This is a genomic window from Streptomyces mutomycini (assembly GCF_001700505.1).
Lineage (GTDB): Bacteria > Actinomycetota > Actinomycetes > Streptomycetales > Streptomycetaceae > Streptomyces > Streptomyces mutomycini.
On sequence record NZ_MAPV01000057.1, the window covers coordinates 11,526 to 31,577 of the forward strand.

General features: G+C 70.7%; 18 protein-coding genes. 8 read left to right on the plus strand and 10 right to left on the minus strand.

The window, feature by feature from the left end; genetic code table 11:
• Positions 1–68: 68 nt before the first annotated feature.
• The 4 genes from BFF76_RS09400 to BFF76_RS09415 all read right to left on the minus strand — a co-directional run bounded on the left by BFF76_RS09400 (position 69) and on the right by BFF76_RS09415 (position 3,852).
• Positions 69–1,823: an NAD+ synthase gene (locus BFF76_RS09400; RefSeq protein ID WP_053928455.1), complete on the minus strand. Its 1,755-nt coding sequence runs from the start codon at positions 1,821–1,823 to the stop codon at positions 69–71.
• Positions 1,824–1,954: 131 nt separating this feature from the next.
• Positions 1,955–2,380 (minus strand): CBS domain-containing protein, encoded by a 426-nt coding sequence (locus BFF76_RS09405; protein ID WP_031097067.1) that lies wholly within the window; start codon positions 2,378–2,380, stop codon positions 1,955–1,957.
• Positions 2,381–2,503: 123 nt separating this feature from the next.
• On the minus strand, positions 2,504–3,172 hold the full coding sequence (locus BFF76_RS09410) for a DUF305 domain-containing protein (protein ID WP_065847978.1): 669 nt from the start codon (positions 3,170–3,172) through the stop codon (positions 2,504–2,506).
• Positions 3,169–3,852 carry a DUF3105 domain-containing protein gene (locus tag BFF76_RS09415; protein WP_031097073.1) on the minus strand — a complete coding sequence of 228 codons (684 nt, stop codon included), beginning with the start codon at positions 3,850–3,852 and terminating at the stop codon, positions 3,169–3,171. Before BFF76_RS09415 ends, BFF76_RS09410 begins: the two co-directional genes overlap by 4 nt.
• 244 nt (positions 3,853–4,096) lie before the next feature.
• Here BFF76_RS09415 and glnA point away from each other — a divergent pair, with 244 nt between their 5' ends.
• On the plus strand, positions 4,097–5,458 hold the full coding sequence (glnA, locus tag BFF76_RS09420; protein WP_053928454.1) for a type I glutamate--ammonia ligase: 1,362 nt from the start codon (positions 4,097–4,099) through the stop codon (positions 5,456–5,458).
• Positions 5,459–5,695: 237 nt separating this feature from the next.
• On the opposite strand, the gene BFF76_RS09425 is transcribed toward glnA, so the two are convergent.
• Positions 5,696–6,949, minus strand: a complete 1,254-nt coding sequence (locus tag BFF76_RS09425) for an MFS transporter (protein WP_065847979.1) — start codon at positions 6,947–6,949, stop codon at positions 5,696–5,698.
• A gap of 256 nt (positions 6,950–7,205) precedes the next feature.
• Here BFF76_RS09425 and BFF76_RS09430 point away from each other — a divergent pair, with 256 nt between their 5' ends.
• Positions 7,206–7,691, plus strand: a complete 486-nt coding sequence (locus tag BFF76_RS09430) for a hypothetical protein (protein ID WP_053928452.1) — start codon at positions 7,206–7,208, stop codon at positions 7,689–7,691.
• A gap of 1 nt (position 7,692) precedes the next feature.
• Here the strand turns inward: BFF76_RS09430 and BFF76_RS09435 are convergent, their stop codons facing one another.
• The gene (locus BFF76_RS09435) at positions 7,693–8,031 is read right to left on the minus strand and encodes a hypothetical protein (protein ID WP_031097082.1); all 339 of its coding nucleotides are present in this window, start codon (positions 8,029–8,031) and stop codon (positions 7,693–7,695) included.
• Between the two features lie 32 nt (positions 8,032–8,063).
• Positions 8,064–8,681 carry a CGNR zinc finger domain-containing protein gene (locus BFF76_RS09440; RefSeq protein WP_065847980.1) on the minus strand — a complete coding sequence of 206 codons (618 nt, stop codon included), beginning with the start codon at positions 8,679–8,681 and terminating at the stop codon, positions 8,064–8,066.
• Positions 8,682–8,779: 98 nt separating this feature from the next.
• On the opposite strand from BFF76_RS09440, the gene BFF76_RS09445 reads away from it, so the two are divergent.
• Positions 8,780–9,517, plus strand: a complete 738-nt coding sequence (locus tag BFF76_RS09445) for a metallophosphoesterase (RefSeq protein WP_053928688.1) — start codon at positions 8,780–8,782, stop codon at positions 9,515–9,517.
• 235 nt (positions 9,518–9,752) lie between these two features.
• Positions 9,753–10,541, plus strand: coding sequence for a putative protein N(5)-glutamine methyltransferase (locus tag BFF76_RS09450; protein WP_065847981.1), 789 nt, complete (start codon positions 9,753–9,755; stop codon positions 10,539–10,541).
• A gap of 19 nt (positions 10,542–10,560) precedes the next feature.
• Here BFF76_RS09450 and BFF76_RS09455 read toward each other — a convergent pair whose 3' ends face one another.
• The gene (locus tag BFF76_RS09455) at positions 10,561–11,094 is read right to left on the minus strand and encodes a pyridoxamine 5'-phosphate oxidase family protein (RefSeq protein WP_065847982.1); all 534 of its coding nucleotides are present in this window, start codon (positions 11,092–11,094) and stop codon (positions 10,561–10,563) included.
• Positions 11,095–11,240: 146 nt separating this feature from the next.
• Between BFF76_RS09455 and BFF76_RS09460 the strand changes: the two genes are divergently transcribed.
• Entirely contained in the window at positions 11,241–14,237 is a 2,997-nt protein-coding gene (locus tag BFF76_RS09460; RefSeq protein ID WP_053928449.1) for a bifunctional [glutamine synthetase] adenylyltransferase/[glutamine synthetase]-adenylyl-L-tyrosine phosphorylase, read from the plus strand.
• Positions 14,238–14,293: 56 nt separating this feature from the next.
• Here BFF76_RS09460 and BFF76_RS09465 read toward each other — a convergent pair whose 3' ends face one another.
• Together BFF76_RS09465 and BFF76_RS09470 are read right to left on the minus strand one after the other, a co-directional pair.
• Positions 14,294–15,307, minus strand: coding sequence for a phosphatase PAP2 family protein (locus BFF76_RS09465; protein ID WP_065847983.1), 1,014 nt, complete (start codon positions 15,305–15,307; stop codon positions 14,294–14,296).
• 76 nt (positions 15,308–15,383) lie between these two features.
• Positions 15,384–16,421, minus strand: coding sequence for a LacI family DNA-binding transcriptional regulator (locus BFF76_RS09470; RefSeq protein WP_065847984.1), 1,038 nt, complete (start codon positions 16,419–16,421; stop codon positions 15,384–15,386).
• Between the two features lie 382 nt (positions 16,422–16,803).
• On the opposite strand from BFF76_RS09470, the gene BFF76_RS09475 reads away from it, so the two are divergent.
• From BFF76_RS09475 to BFF76_RS09485, 3 genes are read left to right on the plus strand one after another with little or no spacing between them, the layout of a single operon-like run.
• A complete protein-coding gene (locus BFF76_RS09475) occupies positions 16,804–18,075 on the plus strand; it encodes an extracellular solute-binding protein (RefSeq protein ID WP_031097098.1) in 1,272 nt (423 codons plus the stop codon).
• A gap of 21 nt (positions 18,076–18,096) precedes the next feature.
• The gene (locus tag BFF76_RS09480) at positions 18,097–19,113 is read left to right on the plus strand and encodes a carbohydrate ABC transporter permease (protein ID WP_065847985.1); all 1,017 of its coding nucleotides are present in this window, start codon (positions 18,097–18,099) and stop codon (positions 19,111–19,113) included.
• Complete coding sequence (locus BFF76_RS09485) at positions 19,110–20,000, plus strand: sugar ABC transporter permease (RefSeq protein WP_065847986.1); 891 nt, start codon at positions 19,110–19,112, stop codon at positions 19,998–20,000. The genes BFF76_RS09480 and BFF76_RS09485 overlap by 4 nt, the downstream gene beginning before the upstream one ends.
• Positions 20,001–20,052: the final 52 nt, after the last annotated feature.

Sequence of the window (20,052 nt, forward strand, 5' to 3'; positions counted from 1 at the left end):
GGACACCGCCCCGGGTTCCGGCGCCCGGGCCGACCTGCCTCTCCGCAGGCCGGCCCAGGCGTCCTCCGTCAGCTCGACTCGCGCCACCGGTTCGTGATCGGCAGCCGCCGGTCCTTGCCGAAGCCCTTCGGCGAGATCTTCGTGCCCGGCGGGTACTGCCGCCGCTTGTACTCCGCGGTGTCCACCATCCGCAGTGTCTTCGTCACCAGGGCCGCGTCGAACCCGGCGGCCACGATCGCGTCCCCGCCCTGGTCCCGGTCGACGTACATCTCCAGGATGCGGTCGAGCACGTCGTAGTCCGGCAGCGAGTCCGTGTCCACCTGGTCCGGGCGCAGCTCGGCGCTCGGCGGCTTGGTGATGGACGCCTCCGGGATCGGCGGCGTCTGCCCGCGCTCCTCGGCGGCGCGGTTGCGCCACCTCGCGAGGCGGAAGACCGAGGTCTTGTACACGTCCTTGATCGGCCCGTACGCGCCGACGGAGTCCCCGTACAGCGTGGAATAGCCCACGGCCAGCTCGGACTTGTTGCCCGGCGCGAGCACGATCTGGCCCTCCTGGTTGGAGAGGGCCATCAGCATCGTGCCGCGCAGCCGCGACTGGAGGTTCTCCTCGGCCAGCCCGGTGAGCCCCAGCGACCCCATGTACGCGTCGAACATCGGCTCGATCGGTACGGTGCGGAAGTTCAGCCCCGTACGCCGGGCCAGCTCGGCCGCGTCCCCCTTGGAATGGTCCGAGGAGTACTTCGACGGCATCGAGATGCCGTACACGTTCCGAGCCCCCAGCGCGTCGCAGGCGATCGCCGCGACGAGCGCCGAGTCGATGCCGCCCGAGAGGCCGATCAGGACGCCGCTGAAACCGTTCTTCGCCGCGTACGCGCGCAGGCCCACGACCAGCGCCGAGTACAGCTCCTCGTCGTCGTCGAGCCGCTCGGCGTACCCGCCTGCCAGCTCGGGTTCGTAGGACGGCAGCGGCTCCTCGCTGAGGACCACGTGGTCGATCCGCAGCCCGTCGTTGACGAACCCCGACGGCGGCTCGGGAGCAGCGGCCGGCAGGTCCAGGTCCAGGATCACGCTGCCCTCGGCGAACTGGGGTGCCCGGGCGATGACTTCGCCGTTCCTGTCGACGACGATCGAGTCGCCGTCGAAGACCAGCTCGTCCTGGCCGCCGGTCATCGCCAGATACGCAGTCGTGCAGCCGGCCTCCTGAGCCCGCTTGCGGACCAGCTCCAGCCTGGTGTCGTCCTTGTCGCGCTCGTACGGGGAGGCGTTGATCGACAGCAGCAGCCCGGCTCCGGCGGCGCGGGCGGCGGGGACGCGGCCGCCGTCCTGCCAGAGGTCCTCGCAGATCGCGAGGGCCACATCGATGCCGTGCACCCGCACGACGGGCATCGAGTCGCCCGGCACGAAGTACCGGAACTCGTCGAAGACGCCGTAGTTGGGCAGGTGGTGCTTGGCGAAGTTCAGCGCGACCTGCCCGCGGTGCAGCACGGCCGCGGCGTTGCGCGGGGACCCCGCGGGCTGGCCGTAGCGTGCCGCGGCGTGCTCCGAGCGGTCGAGATAGCCGACGACGACCGGCAGTTCCCCGAAGCCCTCGTCGACGAGGCGGGCGGCGAGTGAGCGCAGCGCCGTCCGGGAGGCCTCGACGAAGGACGACCGCAGGGCCAGGTCCTCGACGGGATAGCCGGTCAGCACCATCTCGGGGAACGCCACCAGGTGGGCGCCCTGCTCGGCGGCGTGCCGGGTCCAGTGGACGATCGACTCGGAGTTGCCGGCGAGGTCTCCGACGGTCGCGTCGATCTGATTGAGTGCGAGACGTAGTTGAGGCACGTCGCCAGTCTAATCGTCTGACTGACGCGATGTCCTGGTGTCTCCCCGCCCGGAGCCCCGGGCCGCCTGGGGCGGAGTGCGCCGGGAGCGTGCGGACGGGGTGGACGGACGGGCGTGTACGGCGAGGGGAGTCAGGCGCGGGCGTAGACCTTCTCCGCCCAGCCGGCCACCTGCTCGTCCGAGAGGTGGAGTGCCAGGTCGGCCTCGCTGATCATGCCGATCAGCTTCTTGTCCTCGACCACCGGCAGCCGGCGGATCCGGTGGCTCTGCATCTCCTCCAGCACCGCGTCGACGTCGGCCGTCGACTCGATCCAGCGCGGAGTGCCGTCGCAGAGCTCGCCCGCCGTCATCCTCGACGGATCGTGCCCCGACGCCACACACTTGATCACGATGTCCCGGTCGGTGATGATCCCGACCATCTTGTCCTGCTCACCTTCGGCGGAGACGGGAAGCGCCCCCACCCCGTGGTCCCGCATCATCTGAGCAGCACGGTCGAGCGTTTCGTGGGCGGGGATCCACTGGGCCCCGGTGTGCATGATGTCCCTGGCCGTGGTCATGGGTTGCCTCCTGCGTGCCGATGGGCACTGCTGTACGGCCCCGAGTCCTTCCATCGTCGGGGACCTGCCCGGCGCACGCGAGTGCTGTCACCCGTTCGGGCGTACGCCGGGCCGGTCCCGCGCTCAGGAACGGGGCGTCGCCCCGCGCGCCGCGAGCATGTCCGCCATCAGGTCCAGCTCGGACTGCTGGGCCTCGACCATCCCCTGGGCCAGACGCTTCTCCACGGTCACGGTGCACTGCTCCGCGCAGCCGCGGGCCATCGCGACGCCGCCCTCGTGGTGGTCGGTCATCAGTCGCAGGAAAAGGATCTCGGCCTGCTTCCCCTCGGCCTCGCCGAGCTGCTTCAGCTCGGTCCGGGAGGCCATGCCGGGCATGAGGACGCCGTCGTGATCCATCCGTTCCATGCCGTGGCCGCTGTGGCCGCCCCGCATCCAGGCCATCGGCCCCTGACCCTCGGGCGCGGTCTTCGGCAGCTCCCACAGGTCCAGCCAGCCGAGCAGCATGCCCCGCTGGTTCGCCTGGGTGTTGGCGATGTCGTACGCGAGACGCCGTACGTCCTCGTCCCGCGTCCCGTCCCGCACGATGAACGACATCTCCACGGCCTGCTGGTGGTGGACGGCCATGTCCCGCGCGAAGCCCGCGTCCGCGGACCGCTCCGAGGGTGTGCGGGGCCCGGCCGGAGCCCCGTCGCCGCGCGCGGAGGCGATCGTCGCCGCACCGGCGAACAGCAGGGCGAGGGCCACGGCGGAGCCCGCCGCCCACCGCGTGCGCCGCGTCCGCGACGGGGTCACCCGTCGATCCCGCCGGTGCAGGGCGCGCCCGGTTCGGGCGTCTGCGCACCCTGGACGTACCTCGCGAAGAACCGGGCCACCCGCGGGTCGTCCGCACCGTCCACGGTGACCTGCTTGCCCCACGCGCTCAGCATGATCGCTCCGGCCTGGCCCTCGTACGGGGACATCAGGGAGAACGGGGTGCTCCTGACGCGTGACGCGAGCCTGCCGATGTCGTCCGGGGATGCCTTCCCGTTGTGCGTCACCCAGACCGCGCCGTGCTCCAGGGCGTGCACGGCGTTGACGTCGGGGACGGCCTTTTCGTATACGACGCCGTCGCAGTTCAGCCAGGCCGGATTGTGGTTCCCGCCGACGGGCGGCTTCATGGGGTACTTCACGTCGGTCCCGACGTGGTGGCGGGTCAGCGTCTTCGCGTCCCACGTCCTCTCGTCCGCGATCGGCTCCGCGGCGAGCTTCTTCCTCTCCTGTTCCGTCTGCTCCGTCTGCTTGCCGTCCTGGGCCCGGCTCGCCCCGTCGTTCTCCTTCGCCTCGGACTTCTCCAGGAGCATGTACGTGCCGAAACCCAGCAGCCCGGCGACCACGACCGCGCTCAGGCCTATGGCCACGACCCGGTTGCGGCGGTCGCGCGCACGGTCGGTGCCGCGCGTCTGATCCATAGGGGTCCTGTGGTCGAAGCTCATGACGTCGGTCCTTCTGCCAAGGGGTCGGGAGGGACGGGGCGGGACGGGGAGAACCTGGCCGTGGAGGGCCGCGGCCGGGCGGCTGCGGCCCTTGCACACCATGGGCGCCGATCGTAGTGGGTGGCCGCGTGCTCTCTCTCACACCGTGTGCGTAATCTGGGTGAAATCCCGGGTCGTGATACTGAGGTGTCTCCCCTACCCCGGGCGGTGGTGCACGGACCGTCTGAACTGCAAGGATGTGGCTATGGACAAGCAGCAGGAATTCGTCCTCAGGACGCTTGAGGAGCGCGACATCCGCTTCGTACGGCTGTGGTTCACCGATGTTCTCGGTTACCTCAAGTCCGTCGCCGTGGCCCCGGCCGAGCTCGAACAGGCCTTTGACGAGGGCATCGGCTTCGATGGCTCCGCGATCGAAGGCTTCGCCCGTGTGTACGAGTCGGACATGATCGCCAAGCCGGACCCCGGCACGTTCCAGATCCTTCCGTGGCGTGCGGAGGCCCCGGGGACGGCGCGGATGTTCTGCGACATCCTGATGCCTGACGGCTCGCCCTCCTTCGCCGACCCGCGCTTCGTACTCAAGCGCATCCTCGCGAAGACCTCCGACCTGGGTTTCACCTTCTACACCCACCCGGAGATCGAGTTCTTCCTGCTGAAGAACAAGCCGGTCGACGGCAGCCGCCCCACCCCTGCCGACAGCTCCGGCTACTTCGACCACACCCCCCAGAACGTCGGCATGGACTTCCGCCGCCAGGCGATCACCATGCTCGAATCGATGGGCATCTCGGTCGAGTTCAGCCACCACGAGGGCGCCCCCGGCCAGCAGGAGATCGACCTGCGGTACGCCGACGCGCTCTCCACCGCCGACAACATCATGACCTTCCGCCTGGTCATGAAGCAGGTCGCGCTGGAGCAGGGCGTGCAGGCCACCTTCATGCCGAAGCCGTTCTCGGAGTACCCGGGCTCCGGCATGCACACCCACCTCTCGCTGTTCGAGGGCGACCGCAACGCCTTCTACGAGTCGGGCGCCGAGTACCAGCTCTCCAAGGTCGGCCGGTCGTTCATCGCGGGCCTGCTCAAGCACGCCGCGGAGATCTCCGCCGTCACGAACCAGTGGGTCAACTCCTACAAGCGCATCTGGGGCGGCTCCAGCCGCTCCGCGGGCGCCGGCGGCGAGGCCCCCTCGTACATCTGCTGGGGCCACAACAACCGCTCCGCGCTGATCCGGGTCCCGATGTACAAGCCCGGCAAGACCGGCTCGGCCCGCGTCGAGGTCCGCTCCATCGACTCCGGCGCCAACCCCTACCTGACGTACGCGGTGCTGCTCGCCGCGGGCCTCAAGGGCATCGAGGAGGGCTACGAGCTCCCGGCCGGCGCCGACGACGACGTCTGGGCACTCTCCGACTCGGAGCGCCGCGCGATGGGCATCGAGCCGCTGCCGCAGAACCTGGGCGAGGCGATCGCGCTGATGGAGAAGAGTGAACTGGTCGCCGAGACGCTGGGCGAGCACGTCTTCGACTTCTTCCTCCGCAACAAGAAGCAGGAGTGGGAGGAGTACCGCAGCGAGGTCTCGGCCTTCGAGCTGAAGAACCTGCTGCCGGTGCTCTAGGGTCTTTCGTCTGGATCAGGCCGGGTCAGGGAGCGGGGTCTGGTGCCGTGCATCGCAAGGCGGAGGAGGGAGTCAACGCGGAGCGTTGCCGACTGACGACAACGCCGCGAGGTGCGGTGCCAGGGCACGCGAGCCCGGCATGATCCAAACGAGAGGCTCTAGGCGCAGTTCGGCGCTCTCAGGGCGCGTGCACATGACTTCGGGCCGACGGTGCGACACCGTCGGCCCGAAGCCGTGTCAGTCCCGCCGGGCCGTGTGCGAGCCGTCCAGGGCCGGATCGGAAGCGGGCACCTGCGCGGTGTGCGCCTCCGGCCGCGTGGTGCGCCGGGTACCGATGGCCGGTGCGAGGAAGACCGCCACGGCGACGAACGCGAGGACGACGATCATGGCTGAGCGCAGCCCATAGTGGTCGCCGAGGAAGCCGAGACCGGGCGGCCCCACGAGGAAGGCGATGTAGCCGATCATCGCCACCAGGCTGACGCGGGCCGCCGGGTCGGGGCCCGAGTCGCCGGCCGCCGACAGTGCGACGGGGAAGCCGAGCGAGGCCCCCAGTCCCCAGAACAGCACCGCGGCGCCCGCGAGTACGGGGGAGTCGGCGAAGATGACGAGCGTGAGCCCGAGGGCCGCGGACAGTGCGCTGGCCCGGACGACGGCGGCCCGGCCGAAGCGGTCGATGAAGAAGCCGCCTCCGAAGCGGCCGAGCGTCATGGCGGCGGCGAAGCCCGCGTAGACGGCCGAACCGAGGGCGGGGTCCACGCCGTGGCCGTCCACCATGAGCAGCGGCAGCCAGTCGTTGGCGGCACCCTCCGCAAGTGCCATGGCGAGGATGATCCCGCCGATCAGCAGCAGCCGCCTGTCCTTCCACACCGCGGCCCGGGCCGGCGCCGCGTCGTCGTCGGCGGTCCGGGGCCCCCTCGTCCTGCCGACCGCGGCGGGGATGGCGCGGAAGGCGTACACGAACATTCCCGCCGCGATGACGGCCACGCCGCCCAGGTGCCACTGCACCGGGAACTCGACGGCGGTGCACACGATGCCGACCACGGCGCCGACGACCGTGCCGAGGCTGAAGAAGCCGTGCAGGGTGGGCAGCACCGTCCGGCCGGTGATCCGTTCGACCTCGGCGCCGTCGATGTTGACCGCGACCTCGCCGCCCCCCATCCCGGCGCCGAAGAGGAAGAGCCCGACGGTGACGGCGGGGGCGGAGGAGAGCAGGGCCCCGCTTCCGATGACCGCCATGCTGACGATGATCAGCACCGTGCCGACGCCCATGACCGGCCTCGTGCCGAAGCGTGCCACCAGGGCCCCGGAGCTGAGGATGCCGAGCATGGAGCCTACGGACAGGCCGAACAGGACCAGCCCCATTTGAGCCGTGGAAGCGTCCAGTTGATCCCTGATGTCGGGCGTCCGCGTCACCCAGGACGAGATCGACAAGCCGGGCATGAGGAAGAAGAGGAAGAGCGCCGTTCGGCGGCGGCGGGTGGCCAGGTCCATCAGGGCACGACTTTCACGAGAAAACGGCAGGGCGGACGGCACCCCGGGCTGAACATGTACGAACGTACACTCCCGGATCGAGCAGTGGAAGTGGCCCATGGCGGGCGGCGATCGCATGCAACGTGCTCACGCGGCCGGGTCGGCCCCGGTGCGTGTCCGGAGCGTGCGAGGGTGCAACCGGGGCAGCCGTATCCGTACACCGTGGGCGCGGAGAGCGGCCCGCGGCCCCGTTTGCCGAGCTGAGGAGGGACGGCGCATGACGACGCTGGCCGTGACCGGACACACCGACCTGACCGAGGAGACGGTGCCGCTCGTACGGGCCGCGCTGCGCGAGCTGCTGCATCCCTACAGCGAGGACCTCACGGGGGTCTCCTGCATCGCGGCCGGGGCCGAATCGCTCTTCGCGGAGGAGGTCTCGGCCATGGGCGGCCGCCTCGTCGCCGTCATTCCGTCCCTGGACTACGGCACCGCGGTGGTGAAGCCCGAGGACGCCGCGGTCTTCGACCACCTCAACGAGACCGCCGTCGAGGTGCAGACCCTCCCGTACGAGACCGCCGACCGCGCCGCGTACGAGGCGGCCGACTCCGAACTGCTGAAGCGGGCGGACCGGCTCGTCGCCGTATGGGACGGTACGCCGTCGTCGGGGAGGGGCGGTGGGACGGCCGACCTCGTCGAGGAGGCGCGCCGGGCCGGCGTTCCGGTCGACGTGGTCTGGCCGGACGGCGCGGCGCGGCGCGGCTGAGTCACCTTCCCCGTACGGCCGCCGTGACTGCCAGGGCCATGGTTGCCGACAGGGCGGTCACCACGAGTGAGGCGAAGAACAGCACCACCAGCCACCCGGGGGTCGCGCCGGTGGTCGTCCCGTCGAAGGAGGCGCAGGCCACCTCCGTCGGGAATACCTGCCTGCGTATGTCGCCGCAGGTGTTGGGCAGGTCGTCGTTGATCGCGTACGCCTTGACCCAGCACAGGGTCCAGCTCAGCAGGAAGACGGCCGACGAGACGGCGGAGACGGCCCACAGCTGCCTCGGTCCGTCGGGCCGGGATGCGGTCCGGGGCGTGCTGCTGGGCGGGTGCTGTGCCATGCGGGGAGCGTAGCGGCATGGCTGACGGGACATCAGGGCTGGGCTGATGCCCCGTTCTGTGCGCGGTGGTGGCGTTCGTAATGACGCGCCGCCCGGGCGCGGTTTCCGCAGGAGGGCTTGCACCACTCCTGGCGGCCGTGGCCCTTCACGAAGTAGCGGACGCAGCGAGGTGCCGTGCACGCCCGCAATCGCCCGCGCTCCGGGCCGCCGAGGAACTCGACGGCGGCACGCGCGAGGGCGGCGAGGAGCGTGGCCTGCGGGTCGTCCCGGGTGGCCGACAGACGCGCCTCCGGGGGGCCTTCGGGCGGCCAGTCCAGCTGGGGGACGACGGGGACCAGCGCGGCGGTCGCGTTCAGGTGTGCGACGGCCCTGTCGGCCGGCATCAGCCGATGGGCGTCCGGGGGGCTGGGGCGCGTCGGGCTGACCGCGCGGGCGAACAGCGCGCGCACCGCGCGTCGTACCTCGACGGCACGGAGCCTGAGGTTCTCGTCCACCACGTCCCCGGCCGCGGGGTCATGTCCGGCCGGCGGGGCGTGCTGCCGGAGGATCCAGTCCTTCAGGCCCTGGACGGTGGCCAGGTCGTCTGCCACGCCGCCCTCGCCGTCATGGCGGATCGTGCTCGCCAGCTCCAGTGCCGCCCACCGCTCCATGAGGTCCCGCTCCCGCCCGTACCGGTTGATCGCTCGGTACGCACAGCCTAGGGTCTCTAACGGATAACTGGAAATAGCCATTAGGGGGAGACGTGACCGTGCTGCTCGCACAGATCAGTGACCTGCACCTGGACGGCAGTGAGAGGGCGACCCGTCGCGCCGTACGCGTCATGGATTACCTGCGGGCCCTGCCCCGCCCCGTCGACGCCCTGCTGGTCACCGGCGACATCGCGGACCACGGCGCGGAGGCGGAGTACGAGGAGGCCGCGCGGATCCTGGCCGCGCCCTTCCCGGTCCTCCCGTGCCCCGGAAACCATGACGCCCGCCCCGCGTACCGGAAGGCGCTGCTGGGTGAGGCCCCCGACGCCGGACCCGTCAACCGGGTGCACCACATCGCGGGTGTCGCGATCCTGATGTGCGACTCCACGGTCCCGGGGCGCGACGAGGGGCGCCTCGACGAGCGGACCCTCGCCTGGATCGATTCGACTCTCGCCGAACTGCCGCAGGACACACGGGCCCTGATCGCCTTTCACCAGCCGCCCGTCGCGCTCCACCACCCGCTGCCCGACTCCGACATGCTCCAACGCCCCGGTGACCTGGCCGCCCTGCTCGACGCGCATCCGCGGGTGGCCGCCGTCCTCACGGGGCACGCACACACCGCGGCTGCCTCCACCTTCGCGGGACGCCCCCTGATCGTGGGACCCGCCATCACCTGGACGCTGCGGATGCCGTGGGAGGGCGACATCGCCGCCGACCGCGATCAGCCGCCCGGCCTCGCCTTCCACCTCCTGGATGACGACGGCCGGCTGACCACCCACTACCGCGTCGTGATCTGAGCCGGTCGTCGCCCGGCTGCGGCGCGTGCCCCCATCGACGGCCGAAAGGATTCGGGGGCACCTGCCTGTCCGGCGCCGGTCGGGTAGTGTGGCCGCTCCCGAGACCGGGACCGACCAAGGAGGTGAGACCCATTACCGCTTCAGCAGTCTGGGCGCTCACCCCCCGCCGTCGTCCGGCCCACCGGGCCTGAGCGATCGCGGAGCGCCCATCGGTCATCCCGAAAGGCTCCGCACCATGCAGGAATTCGCTCCGCCGCTCACCTTCTCCACGCTCGTCACCGCGCTCCGATCCGCCGGCTGTGTCTTCGCCGAGGACGAGGCGGAACTCCTCCTCTCCGCGGCGGCCGACCCCGCCGGACTCGCCTCCCTGCTGGAACGCCGGGTATCCGGCCTGCCGCTTGAACACGTGCTCGGCTGGGCCGAGTTCTGCGGGCTGCGGATCGCAGTGGATCCCGGGGTGTTCGTCCCCCGGCGGCGTACGGAGTTCCTCGTACAACAGGCCGCGGCGCTCGCACCCGGCCGGGCTGTCGTCGTCGACCTCTGCTGCGGTAGCGGCGCGCTCGGCCGGGCACTCGCCTCGTCGCTGCGTGAGGTCGAACTGCACGCCGCCGACGTGGAACCCGCCGCCGTGCGCTGTGCCCGGCGCAACGTGGGCGGACTGGGGACGGTCTACGAGGGCGACCTCTTCGAGCCGCTGCCCCCTTCACTGCGCGGCCGGGTCGACGTCCTGCTCGCCAACGTGCCGTACGTACCCACCGACGACGTCGAGCTGCTGCCCGCCGAGGCGCGCGTCCACGAGCCGCGCGTCGCGCTCGACGGAGGCGGCGACGGGCTGGACGTGATGCGGCGCGTCGTCGCGGAGGCCGCCGACTGGCTCGCCCCGGGCGGCAGTCTGCTGGTCGAGACGAGCGAACGGCAGGCGGCGCGCGCCCGGGAGACGGTGGGGAGCACCGGACTGGCCGCGCGCGTCGTCGTCTCCGAGGAGCTGTACGCCACCGTCGTCGTCGGGACCCGGCCCCGGTAGCCGCGGGCGCGGGCGCGGCTCAGTTGAAGCGCCAGCGCGTCTGGCCGTACGGGTCGCCCTTGGCGAAGCCGAAGGCCGTGCGGGGGTGCACCTCGTAGACCTCCGCACGGCCGCCCGCACCGTTGGAGAACATCCCGTCCGTGACGCCGAAGTGCCACTCGGCGCCGTACTTCGCCTCCCAGGCCTCGGCCAGCGCGATCAGCCGCTGTTCGTCCGTCACCCTGGCGGCAGGGCCCTCGACCACCACGTCGAAGCCCTCGCGCAGCGTGTTGGCGCCCGTGGTCAGGACGACCTCCGGGTTGGACGCCAGATTGCGCGCCTTGCGTTCCGAGGGGCCCGTGCAGAAGTGGAGCGCGCCGTCCGACCAGAGGCCGATCAGCGGGGTGACGTGCGGGCGGCCGTCGGGGCGGACGGTGGACAGCCAGTACAGCTCGGCGTCCTGCAGCAGCGAGACCGCCTCCGCCCACGGACGGGCGGTGGCGTCCTCGCCGCTGTAGTGCGGGTCGAGCACGGTCTCAGGGGCGGTGGCGTCCTTCTCCGGTGTGACTGACATGCGGGCCTCCCATGGCGTTGCATCGGCGCGTGGCGCCTTATTCCGATCGTCCCCGTGAAGTACGGACTCCGCCCCCGCTCCGGAATCATCGGCGCGGGGCTAGGCTCGAAGGGCGGATATGTGAGGTCGGCTGGCAGGAGACACGGATGACGACGGTGCCGGGACGCAGAAGCAGTACGTTCACCCGACTGCTGCGGCACGGTTTCACCGATCCGTCCGCCGCCGAGAGGCTGCTGGATCTGCCCGAGCTCTCCTCCGTGCGGGCCGATCCCGTCCTCTTCGACGCCCTCGGGGCGACCGCCGACCCCGATCTGGCCCTGCACAGCCTCGTACGGCTCGTCGAGGCGGAGGAGGCCGACGAGCGGCAGATCCTGCTGGACACCCTCGTCACGGCCAAGCCGCTGCGGGACCGGCTCCTCGGGGCCCTCGGCGCCTCCGAGGCCCTCGGGGACCATCTGGCCCGGCATCCGCGCGACTGGCAGGTGCTGGTCACCTACGAGGCCACCGATCTGCACCCCGGGGTCCCCGAGTTCGAACACATGCTCATGGACGCCGCGGATCCGGACGCGCTGCGGGTCGCCTACCGCAGGTCACTGCTGTCGATCGCCGCCCGCGACGTGTGCGGGACGACGGATGTCGCCCAGGTCGCCGCCGAGCTCGCCGACCTCGCGACGGCCACCCTGCGTGCCGCGCTCGCCATCGCGCGCGCCGACGCGCCCTCGGACGCCGCCCAGTGCCGTCTCGCCGTCATCGCGATGGGCAAGTGCGGCGGGCACGAGCTGAACTACGTGTCCGACGTCGACGTGATCTTCGTGGGCGAGCCGATCGCCGGCGCGGAGGAGAACGGCGCCATGCAGGCCGCCACCCGCCTCGCCGCCCACATGATGCGGATCTGCTCCGACACCACCGTCGAGGGCACCATCTGGCCCGTCGACGCCAACCTCCGGCCCGAGGGCCGCAACGGCCCGCTGGTCCGCACCCTGACCTCGCACCTCGCCTACTACCAGCGCTGGGCCAAGACCTGGGAGTTCCAGGCCCTGCTCAAGGCCCGGCCGGTCGCCGGGGACCCCGAGCTGGGCGCGGAGTACGTCGAGGCCGTGTCGCCGCTGGTGTGGCAGGCCGCCGACCGGGAGAACTTCGTCGGCGACGTACAGAAGATGCGCCGCCGCGTCGTCGACAACATCCCCGTCGACCGCGTCGACCGCGAGCTCAAGCTCGGCCCCGGCGGACTCAGGGACGTCGAATTCGCCGTCCAGCTGCTCCAGCTCGTGCACGGCCGCAGCGACAGCACCCTGCACTCCGGCTCCACGCTGGCGGCCCTGAAGGCCCTCGCCGACGGCGGCTACGTCGGACGGGCGGACGCCGCACAGCTGGACGAGGCGTACCGCTTCCTGCGCGCCATGGAGCACCGCATCCAACTCTACCGGCTGCGCCGCACCCATCTGGTCCCCGATGACGAGGCCGACCTGCGCAGGCTCGGCCGCTCCCTCGGACTGCGCACGGAGCCCGTCGCCGACCTCAACAGGGCGTGGCGGCGGCACGCCTCCGTCGTGCGGCGGCTGCACGAGAAGCTCTTCTACCGGCCGCTCCTGGACGCCGTCGCCCAGCTCGCGCCCGGCGAGAGCAGGCTCAGCGCCAAGGCCGCCGTCGTCCGGCTGGAAGCCCTCGGCTACGCCGATCCGGCCGCCGCGCTCCGGCATCTGGAGGCGTTGTCGTCGGGGGTCTCCCGCAAGGCGGCGATCCAGCGCACGCTGCTGCCCGTGCTGCTCGGCTGGTTCGCGGACTCCGCCGACCCGGACGCGGGCCTCCTCGGCTTCCGCCAGGTGTCCGACGCCCTGGGCAAGACCCCGTGGTACCTGCGGCTCCTGCGCGACGAGGGCGCCGCGGCCGAGAACCTCGCCCGGGTCCTGTCCGCGGGCCGGCTCGCCCCGGACCTGCTCATGCGCGCCCCGGAGGCCGTCGCCATCCTCGGCGACCCGGAGGGGCTGAAGCCGCGCAGCCGGGAACACCTGGAGCAGGAGGTCCTGGCCGCGGTGGGCCGGGCGCCGGGGGCCGAAACGGCCGTCGCGGTGGCACGCGGGGTGCGCCGGAGGGAGCTGTTCCGTACGACGGCGGCGGACCTCATCAGCTCGTACGGCACCGAGGACCACCCGGCGGAGACGGACCCGGGCGCGCTCGCCGACCGGGTCGGCTCCGCGGTCACCGACCTGAACGCGGCCACGCTCTCCGGTGCCCTGCGCGCCGCCGTGCGCGAGCGCTGGGGCGACACCCTGCCGACCCGGTTCGCCGTCATCGGCATGGGCCGGTTCGGCGGGCACGAGCTGGGATACGGCTCGGACGCGGACGTCCTGTTCGTCCACCAGCCCCGTGAAGGGGTCAGCGACGAGGAGGCGGCACGGGCCGCGAACACCGTCGTCACGGAGATGCGCAGGCTGCTGGAGCTGCCGACGGCCGACCCGCCGCTCCTCATCGACGCCGACCTGCGGCCGGAGGGCAGAACCGGTCCCCTGGCGCGCACCCTGAAGTCGTACGAGGTCTACTACCGGCGCTGGTCGCTGGTCTGGGAGAGCCAGGCGCTCCTGCGCGCCGCGCCCATGGCGGGGGACCCGGACGTGGGCCGCGCCTTCGTCGAGCTCGTCGACCCGCTGCGCTACCCGGTGGAAGGGCTGGGTGACGACGCGGTCCGGGAGATCCGGCGGCTCAAGGCGCGGATGGAGTCCGAACGCATGCCGCGCGGCGCCGACCCGACGCTCCACACCAAGCTCGGCCGCGGCGGGCTGAGCGACGTCGAGTGGACGGTCCAGCTGATGCAGATGCAGCACGGCTGGGCCGAACCCGGGCTGCGGACCACGCGCACGCGGGAGGCACTGGCGGCGGCGTGCGCGGCGGACCTGATCCCGGCGGATGAGGCCCAGACGCTGGACGAGGCGTGGGTGCTGGCCTCGCGGGTGCGCAACGCGGTGATGCTGGTGCGGGGGCGCCCCGGAGACACGTTCCCCTCGAACCCGCGTGAGCTGGCGGCGGTGGGACGGTACCTGGGCTACGAGCCGGGGCACGTGGGGGACATGCTGGAGGACTACCGGCGGATCACCCGGCGGGCCAGGGCGGTGGTGGAGGAGCGGTTCTACGGCGCCGCGGGGTGAGAGCGGGCGCCGCGGGGTGAGAGCGCGGGAGAGCTCCGACCCTCGCTCCGACCCTCTCAGCGGCCCGGCGGGCTCGGTTCCCGCGCGGCCAGTGCCACCGCTCCGGCGGCCGCCTCGGGCCGCGTCTCGCCGGGCTCCGGTTCCGGCCCCGGTGCCTGCTCGCGGCGGGGGCGCAGTCGGCCGCGCAGACGGCCCGCGCCGGGACGCTCCACCCGCTTCGGCAGGTGGTGCGGCAGCGCCCCGTACCATGCGTAGGAGACCGACACCCCGAAGGCCAGGCAGGCCATCCCGCCCACCGCGTCCAGCCAGAAGTGGTTCGCCGTCGCCACGATCACGACCAGGGTCGCCACCGGGTACAGCGCGCCGAGGATCCGCGCCCACGGGGCGGACGCCAGGGCGCAGATGGTCAGACCGCACCACAGGGACCAGCCGATGTGCATGGACGGCATCGCCGCGTACTGGTTCGACATGTGCTTGAAGTTGCCCGAGGCCATCGAGCCCCACGTCTGGTGCAGCATCACCGTGTCGATGAACCCGCTGCCGTTCATCAGCCGGGGCGGCGCCAGCGGGAAGACGTAATAGCCGAGCAGGGCCACCGCCGTGGTGGCGAAGATGACCAGTCGGGTGGCCGCGTAGCGGCCGGGATGGCGGCGGAACAGCCAGACGAGCACACCGATGGTCACGACGAAGTGCAGTGTCGCGTAGTAGTAGTTCATCGACACGATCAGCCATGTCACCGAGTTGACGGCCCGGTTCACCGTCTCCTCGAAGGCGAGACCCACGCTCTGCTCGATGGACCAGATCCAGTCGGCGTTCCGCAGGGCCGCGGCCTTCTGCTCGGGAACCGCGTTGCGCACCAGCGAGTAGAGCCAGTAACTGACCGCGATCAGCAGGATCTCGAACCACAGACGGGGGCGTCGCGGTGAGCGCAGGGAGCGGAGTGAAAAGCGGGTGCGCATGCGGGGCAGGCTGATCGCCCTCGTTGAGCCGGACATTGTCCTCCCGTCCGCGACGGGTGACGGGGTGGCCGCCGTGCGGTCTTCCTGCGTGGTCACGTGCGATTCACCCATAGGCGCAGAGTCTGCCAGATACGCCCCCCTCCGACCGATGATCCTACGGTCGGGGCGGGGTCGCACATTCAGTACTTTACCGAGGACCCCGGGCCGCCGGGGAGGGGCCCGAGGCGGTTGAACCGCGTACGACCAGTTCGGGCATGAAGACGAACTCGCTGTGCGGAGCCGGCGTGCCGCCGATCTCCTCGAGCAGCGTGCGCACGGCGGCCTGGCCCATCGCCGTCACAGGCTGCCTGATCGTGGTCAGCGGCGGATCGGTGAAGGCTATGAGGGGCGAGTCGTCGTAGCCCACCACCGAGAGGTCGCGCGGCACCTCCATCGACAGCCTGCGGGCCGCCCGGATCGCGCCGAGCGCCATCATGTCGCTGGCGCACACCACCGCGCTGCAGCCACGCTCGATCAGCGCCGAGGCGGCCGCCTGGCCGCCCTCCAGCGTGTAGAGGGAGTGCTGGACCAGCTCCTCCACCGCGTCCGCGGTGAGACCCAGCTGCTCCCGCATCGTGGCGTGGAACCCCTCTATCTTGCGGAGCACCGGGACGAAACGCTTGGGGCCGACCGCCAGCCCGATGCGCTGATGCCCCAGCGCCACCAGGTGTGTCACCGCGAGCCGCATCGCCGCCCGGTCGTCGGGGGAGATGAACGGGGCCTGCACCTTGGGGGAGAAGCCGTTGACCAGGACGAAGGGGACGCCCTGGGCGCGCAGTTGCTCGTAGCGCTGCATGTCGGCGGAGGTGTCGGCGTGCAGCCCGGAGACGAAGATGATGCCCGAGACCCCGCGGTCGACGAGCATCTCGGTCAGCTCGTCCTCGGTGGAGCCGCCGGGCGTCTGCGTCGCCAGCACCGGCGTGTAGCCCTGCCTGGTGAGCGCCTGACCGATGACCTGGGCCAGCGCGGGGAAGATCGGGTTCTCCAGCTCGGGCGTGATCAGGCCGACGAGACCCGCGCTGCGCCGGCGCAGCCGGACGGGGCGTTCGTAGCCGAGCACGTCGAGCGCCGCGAGGACGGATTCACGGGTGGCCGCGGCGACACCGGGCTTGCCGTTCAGTACACGGCTGACCGTAGCTTCGCTGACCCCCGCCTGAGTTGCGATATCGGCAAGCCGTGCGGTCATGGCAATGGACTGTACCGGGCGCGTGTCGGATTGCCCACCATGTGCGGGATCCGGGCGGTCCGACCCCCGCGGCCACCGGCCGGCGGGTGCCGCGCGGCATCATCCGCTCGTCACGCGGCAACATCTTGCAAGACCTTGCGGGATCCGTGAGGCCGGTGCGGTCCGATCGTCGTACAGCCGCTGAGGCGTGTCTGGCCAGGCACGGACAGCGTGCGAGGGCTTCCGTCAAGAGGCTTGACGGCAACCTTGAGGACACGCCAATGTAACGATCGGCGGCGCTTGCAGAAATCTTCCGCAAGGTCTTTCGGTCGTCTTTCATCCTTGTTACGTTCACGTCGACCCGGCGCCGCGACGGAGCGGTACGGCAGTTGAAGGAGTTCAGATGCGACGTGGCATAACGGCCACCGCCCTGGTCGCGACCCTGGCGCTCGCGGCGACCGCTTGCGGAAGCGACGACGAGTCCGGCGGCAGCAAGAGCTCGGGCGAGCTCTCCGGCACGGTGACCTGGTGGGACACCTCGAACGTCGGCAGCGAGGACAAGGTCTTCAAGAAGATCGCCGAGGGCTTCGAGAAGAAGCACCCGAAGGTCGACGTCAAGTACGTCAACGTCCCGTTCGGCGAGGCGCAGAACAAGTTCAAGAACGCGGCCCAGGCCGGCTCCGGCGCCCCCGACGTCATCCGCTCCGAGGTCGCCTGGACCCCCGAGTTCGCGAGCCTCGGCTACCTGGCCCCGCTGGACGGCACCACGGCGCTCAAGGACCAGGACGACTTCCTCAAGCAGGCCGCCGCGTCGACCAAGTACGAGGGCAAGACCTTCGCGGTCCCGCAGGTGATCGACTCCATGGGCATCTTCTACAACAAGAAGATGTTCAAGGACGCCGGCGTCGAGCCGCCCGCGACGATCGCCGACCTGAAGACCATCGCCAAGAAGATCAAGGACAAGACCGGCAAGACCGGTCTCTACCTGCGCGGCGACGACTCGTACTACTTCCTCTCCTTCCTCTACGGCGAGGGCGGCGACCTGGTCGACGCCGACTCGAAGAAGGTCACCGTGGACAGCGCCGAGGGTGTCAAGGCCTTCGGCGTCGTGAAGGACCTCGTCGACTCCGGGGCGGCCAAGACCGACGCCACGGACGGCTGGGAGAACATGATGCAGTCGTTCAAGAACGGCGACGCCGCGATGATGATCAACGGTCCCTGGGCCGTTGCCGACACCCTCACCGGTAAGCAGTTCACCGACAAGGCGAACCTGGGCATCTCCACGGTGCCGGCCGGCTCCGCCGCGCAGGGCGCCCCGCAGGGCGGCCACAACCTCGGCGTCTACGCGGGCTCCAAGAACATCGACGCCTCCTACGCCTTCGTCGAGTACATGACCTCGGTCGAGTCCCAGGCGCAGACCGCCGGTGAGCTGAACCTGCTGCCGACCCGCACCTCCGCGTACTCCAAGAAGGAGGCCGTGGACAGCGAGATCGTCCAGTTCTTCAAGCCCGTCGTCGAGACCTCGGTCGAGCGTCCCTGGATCCCGGAGACCGGCAGCCTCTTCGCCCCGCTGAACGTCGAGTACACCAAGGTCCTCACCGGCCAGACCACGCCGGAGAAGGCCGCCAAGGCGACCGGCGACTCCTACCGCAAGCTCCTCGAGGGCTGGAAGTAACCCAGGAAGGCAGGCCGACTGATGGCTGTCCACACCAGCCAGTCGGTGGCGAAGGCCGCGGGCGACGACGTCGCCCGCGGCCGGAGCCGCGGTACTGGTAACCCCCCGCCGCCGAGCAGGCTCCGGCGCGCCCTGTCGGTCCACTGGTACGCCTGGACCATGGTCGCCCCGGTCGTCCTCGTGATCGGCGTGATCATCGGCTACCCGCTGGTCCGCGGTATCTGGCTCTCGCTGACCGATGCCGACGAGCGCAACGTCGCCCGGTCCATCGGTGTCAACAAGATGCCCGCCACCTACGAGTTCGTGGGGCTGGACAACTACGCCGATGCCCTGACCGGCAACCAGTTCCTCGGAACGCTGGGCTGGACGCTGGTGTGGACGGTCTCCTGTGTGACCATCACCTTCTGCCTGGGCATGGCCCTCGCCAACATCCTCAACCGCAGGATCGCCGGCCGCTCCGCCTACCGCATGGCGCTGATCCTGCCCTGGGCCATCCCCGGCTTCGTCTCGGTCTTCGCCTGGCGTTTCCTCTACAACGAGAACAACGGCCTGCTCAACAAGATGCTCGGCGGCGCCGGAATCGACGGCATACCCTGGCTGAACGACCCCACCTGGGCCAAGTTCTCCGTCATCGCCGTCAACGTATGGCTCGGTGTGCCGTTCATGATGGTCGCCCTGCTCGGCGGTCTGCAGTCGATCCCCTCGGAGCAGTACGAGGCCGCGGAGATGGACGGTGCCACCGCATGGCAGCGCTTCCGCCACGTCACGCTCCCCGGACTGCGCCCGGTGTCCACCACGGTGGTGCTGCTCTCCACCATCTGGACCTTCAACATGTTCCCGGTGATCTTCCTGCTGACCCGCGGCGGACCTGGTGAGGCCACCCAGATCCTGGTCACCCAGGCGTACAAATTCTCGTTCGAGATCAGCCCGCGCGACTTCGCGCAGTCCTCCACCTGGGGCGTCCTGATCCTCGTACTCCTGATGCTCTTCGCCATGGTGTACCGGCGAGTGCTCCGCACGCAGGGAGACAACTGGTGACCACCGTCACGGCGACCCCCGCCACCGCCCCCGCCAAGCACGGCGCCCGCAAGGTCCGCAAGCGCGGCGACCGCTCGCCGGCCGCGTCCCTGGCCCTGCACCTCACCCTGATCGTCACGTCGGTGATCGCGGTCTTCCCGGTGCTCTGGGTCCTGCTGACCTCGCTGAAGCCGGCGAAGTTCGCGTCGACCACGGACTTCTTCAAAGAGACGACGTTCGAGAACTACACGAACCTGATCAAGGACACCGAGTTCCTGAGCTGGTTCGGCAACTCCGTGATCGTCGCGGGGCTCTCGACCGTCATCGGCGTCTTCGTCTCCGCCACCACCGGCTACGCCGTCAGCCGCTTCCGCTTCCCCGGCAAGCGCGGGCTGATGTGGACCCTGCTGGTCACCCAGATGTTTCCGGTGGCCGTCCTCATCGTGCCGATCTACAACATCATGTCGACCATGGGCCTGCTCAACCAGCCGGCCGGGCTCGTCATCACCTACCTCACCATCTCGGTGCCCTTCTGCGCCTGGATGATGAAGGGCTTCTTCGACACGATCCCGCGTGAGATCGACGAGTCGGGGCAGGTCGACGGACTCACGCCGTTCGGCACCTTCTGGCGGCTGATCCTGCCGCTCGCCAAGCCCGGCCTCGCCGTCACCGCCTTCTACTCCTTCATCACCGCCTGGGGCGAAGTGGCGTACGCCTCCGCCTTCATGGTCGGTGACGAGAACCTCACGCTCGCCGGCGGCCTGCAGAAGTTCGTCAACCAGTACGGAGCCCAGTGGGGCCCGATGACCGCGGCGTCCGTGCTCATCGCGATCCCCGCGGCCCTGGTCTTCCTCTTCGCGCAGAAGCACCTGGTCACCGGTATGTCCGCCGGAGCCGTCAAGGGCTGACGCACAGTCCCGCACGACCGTACGACCGCACCCGTCACGGCGGCGCCGGAAC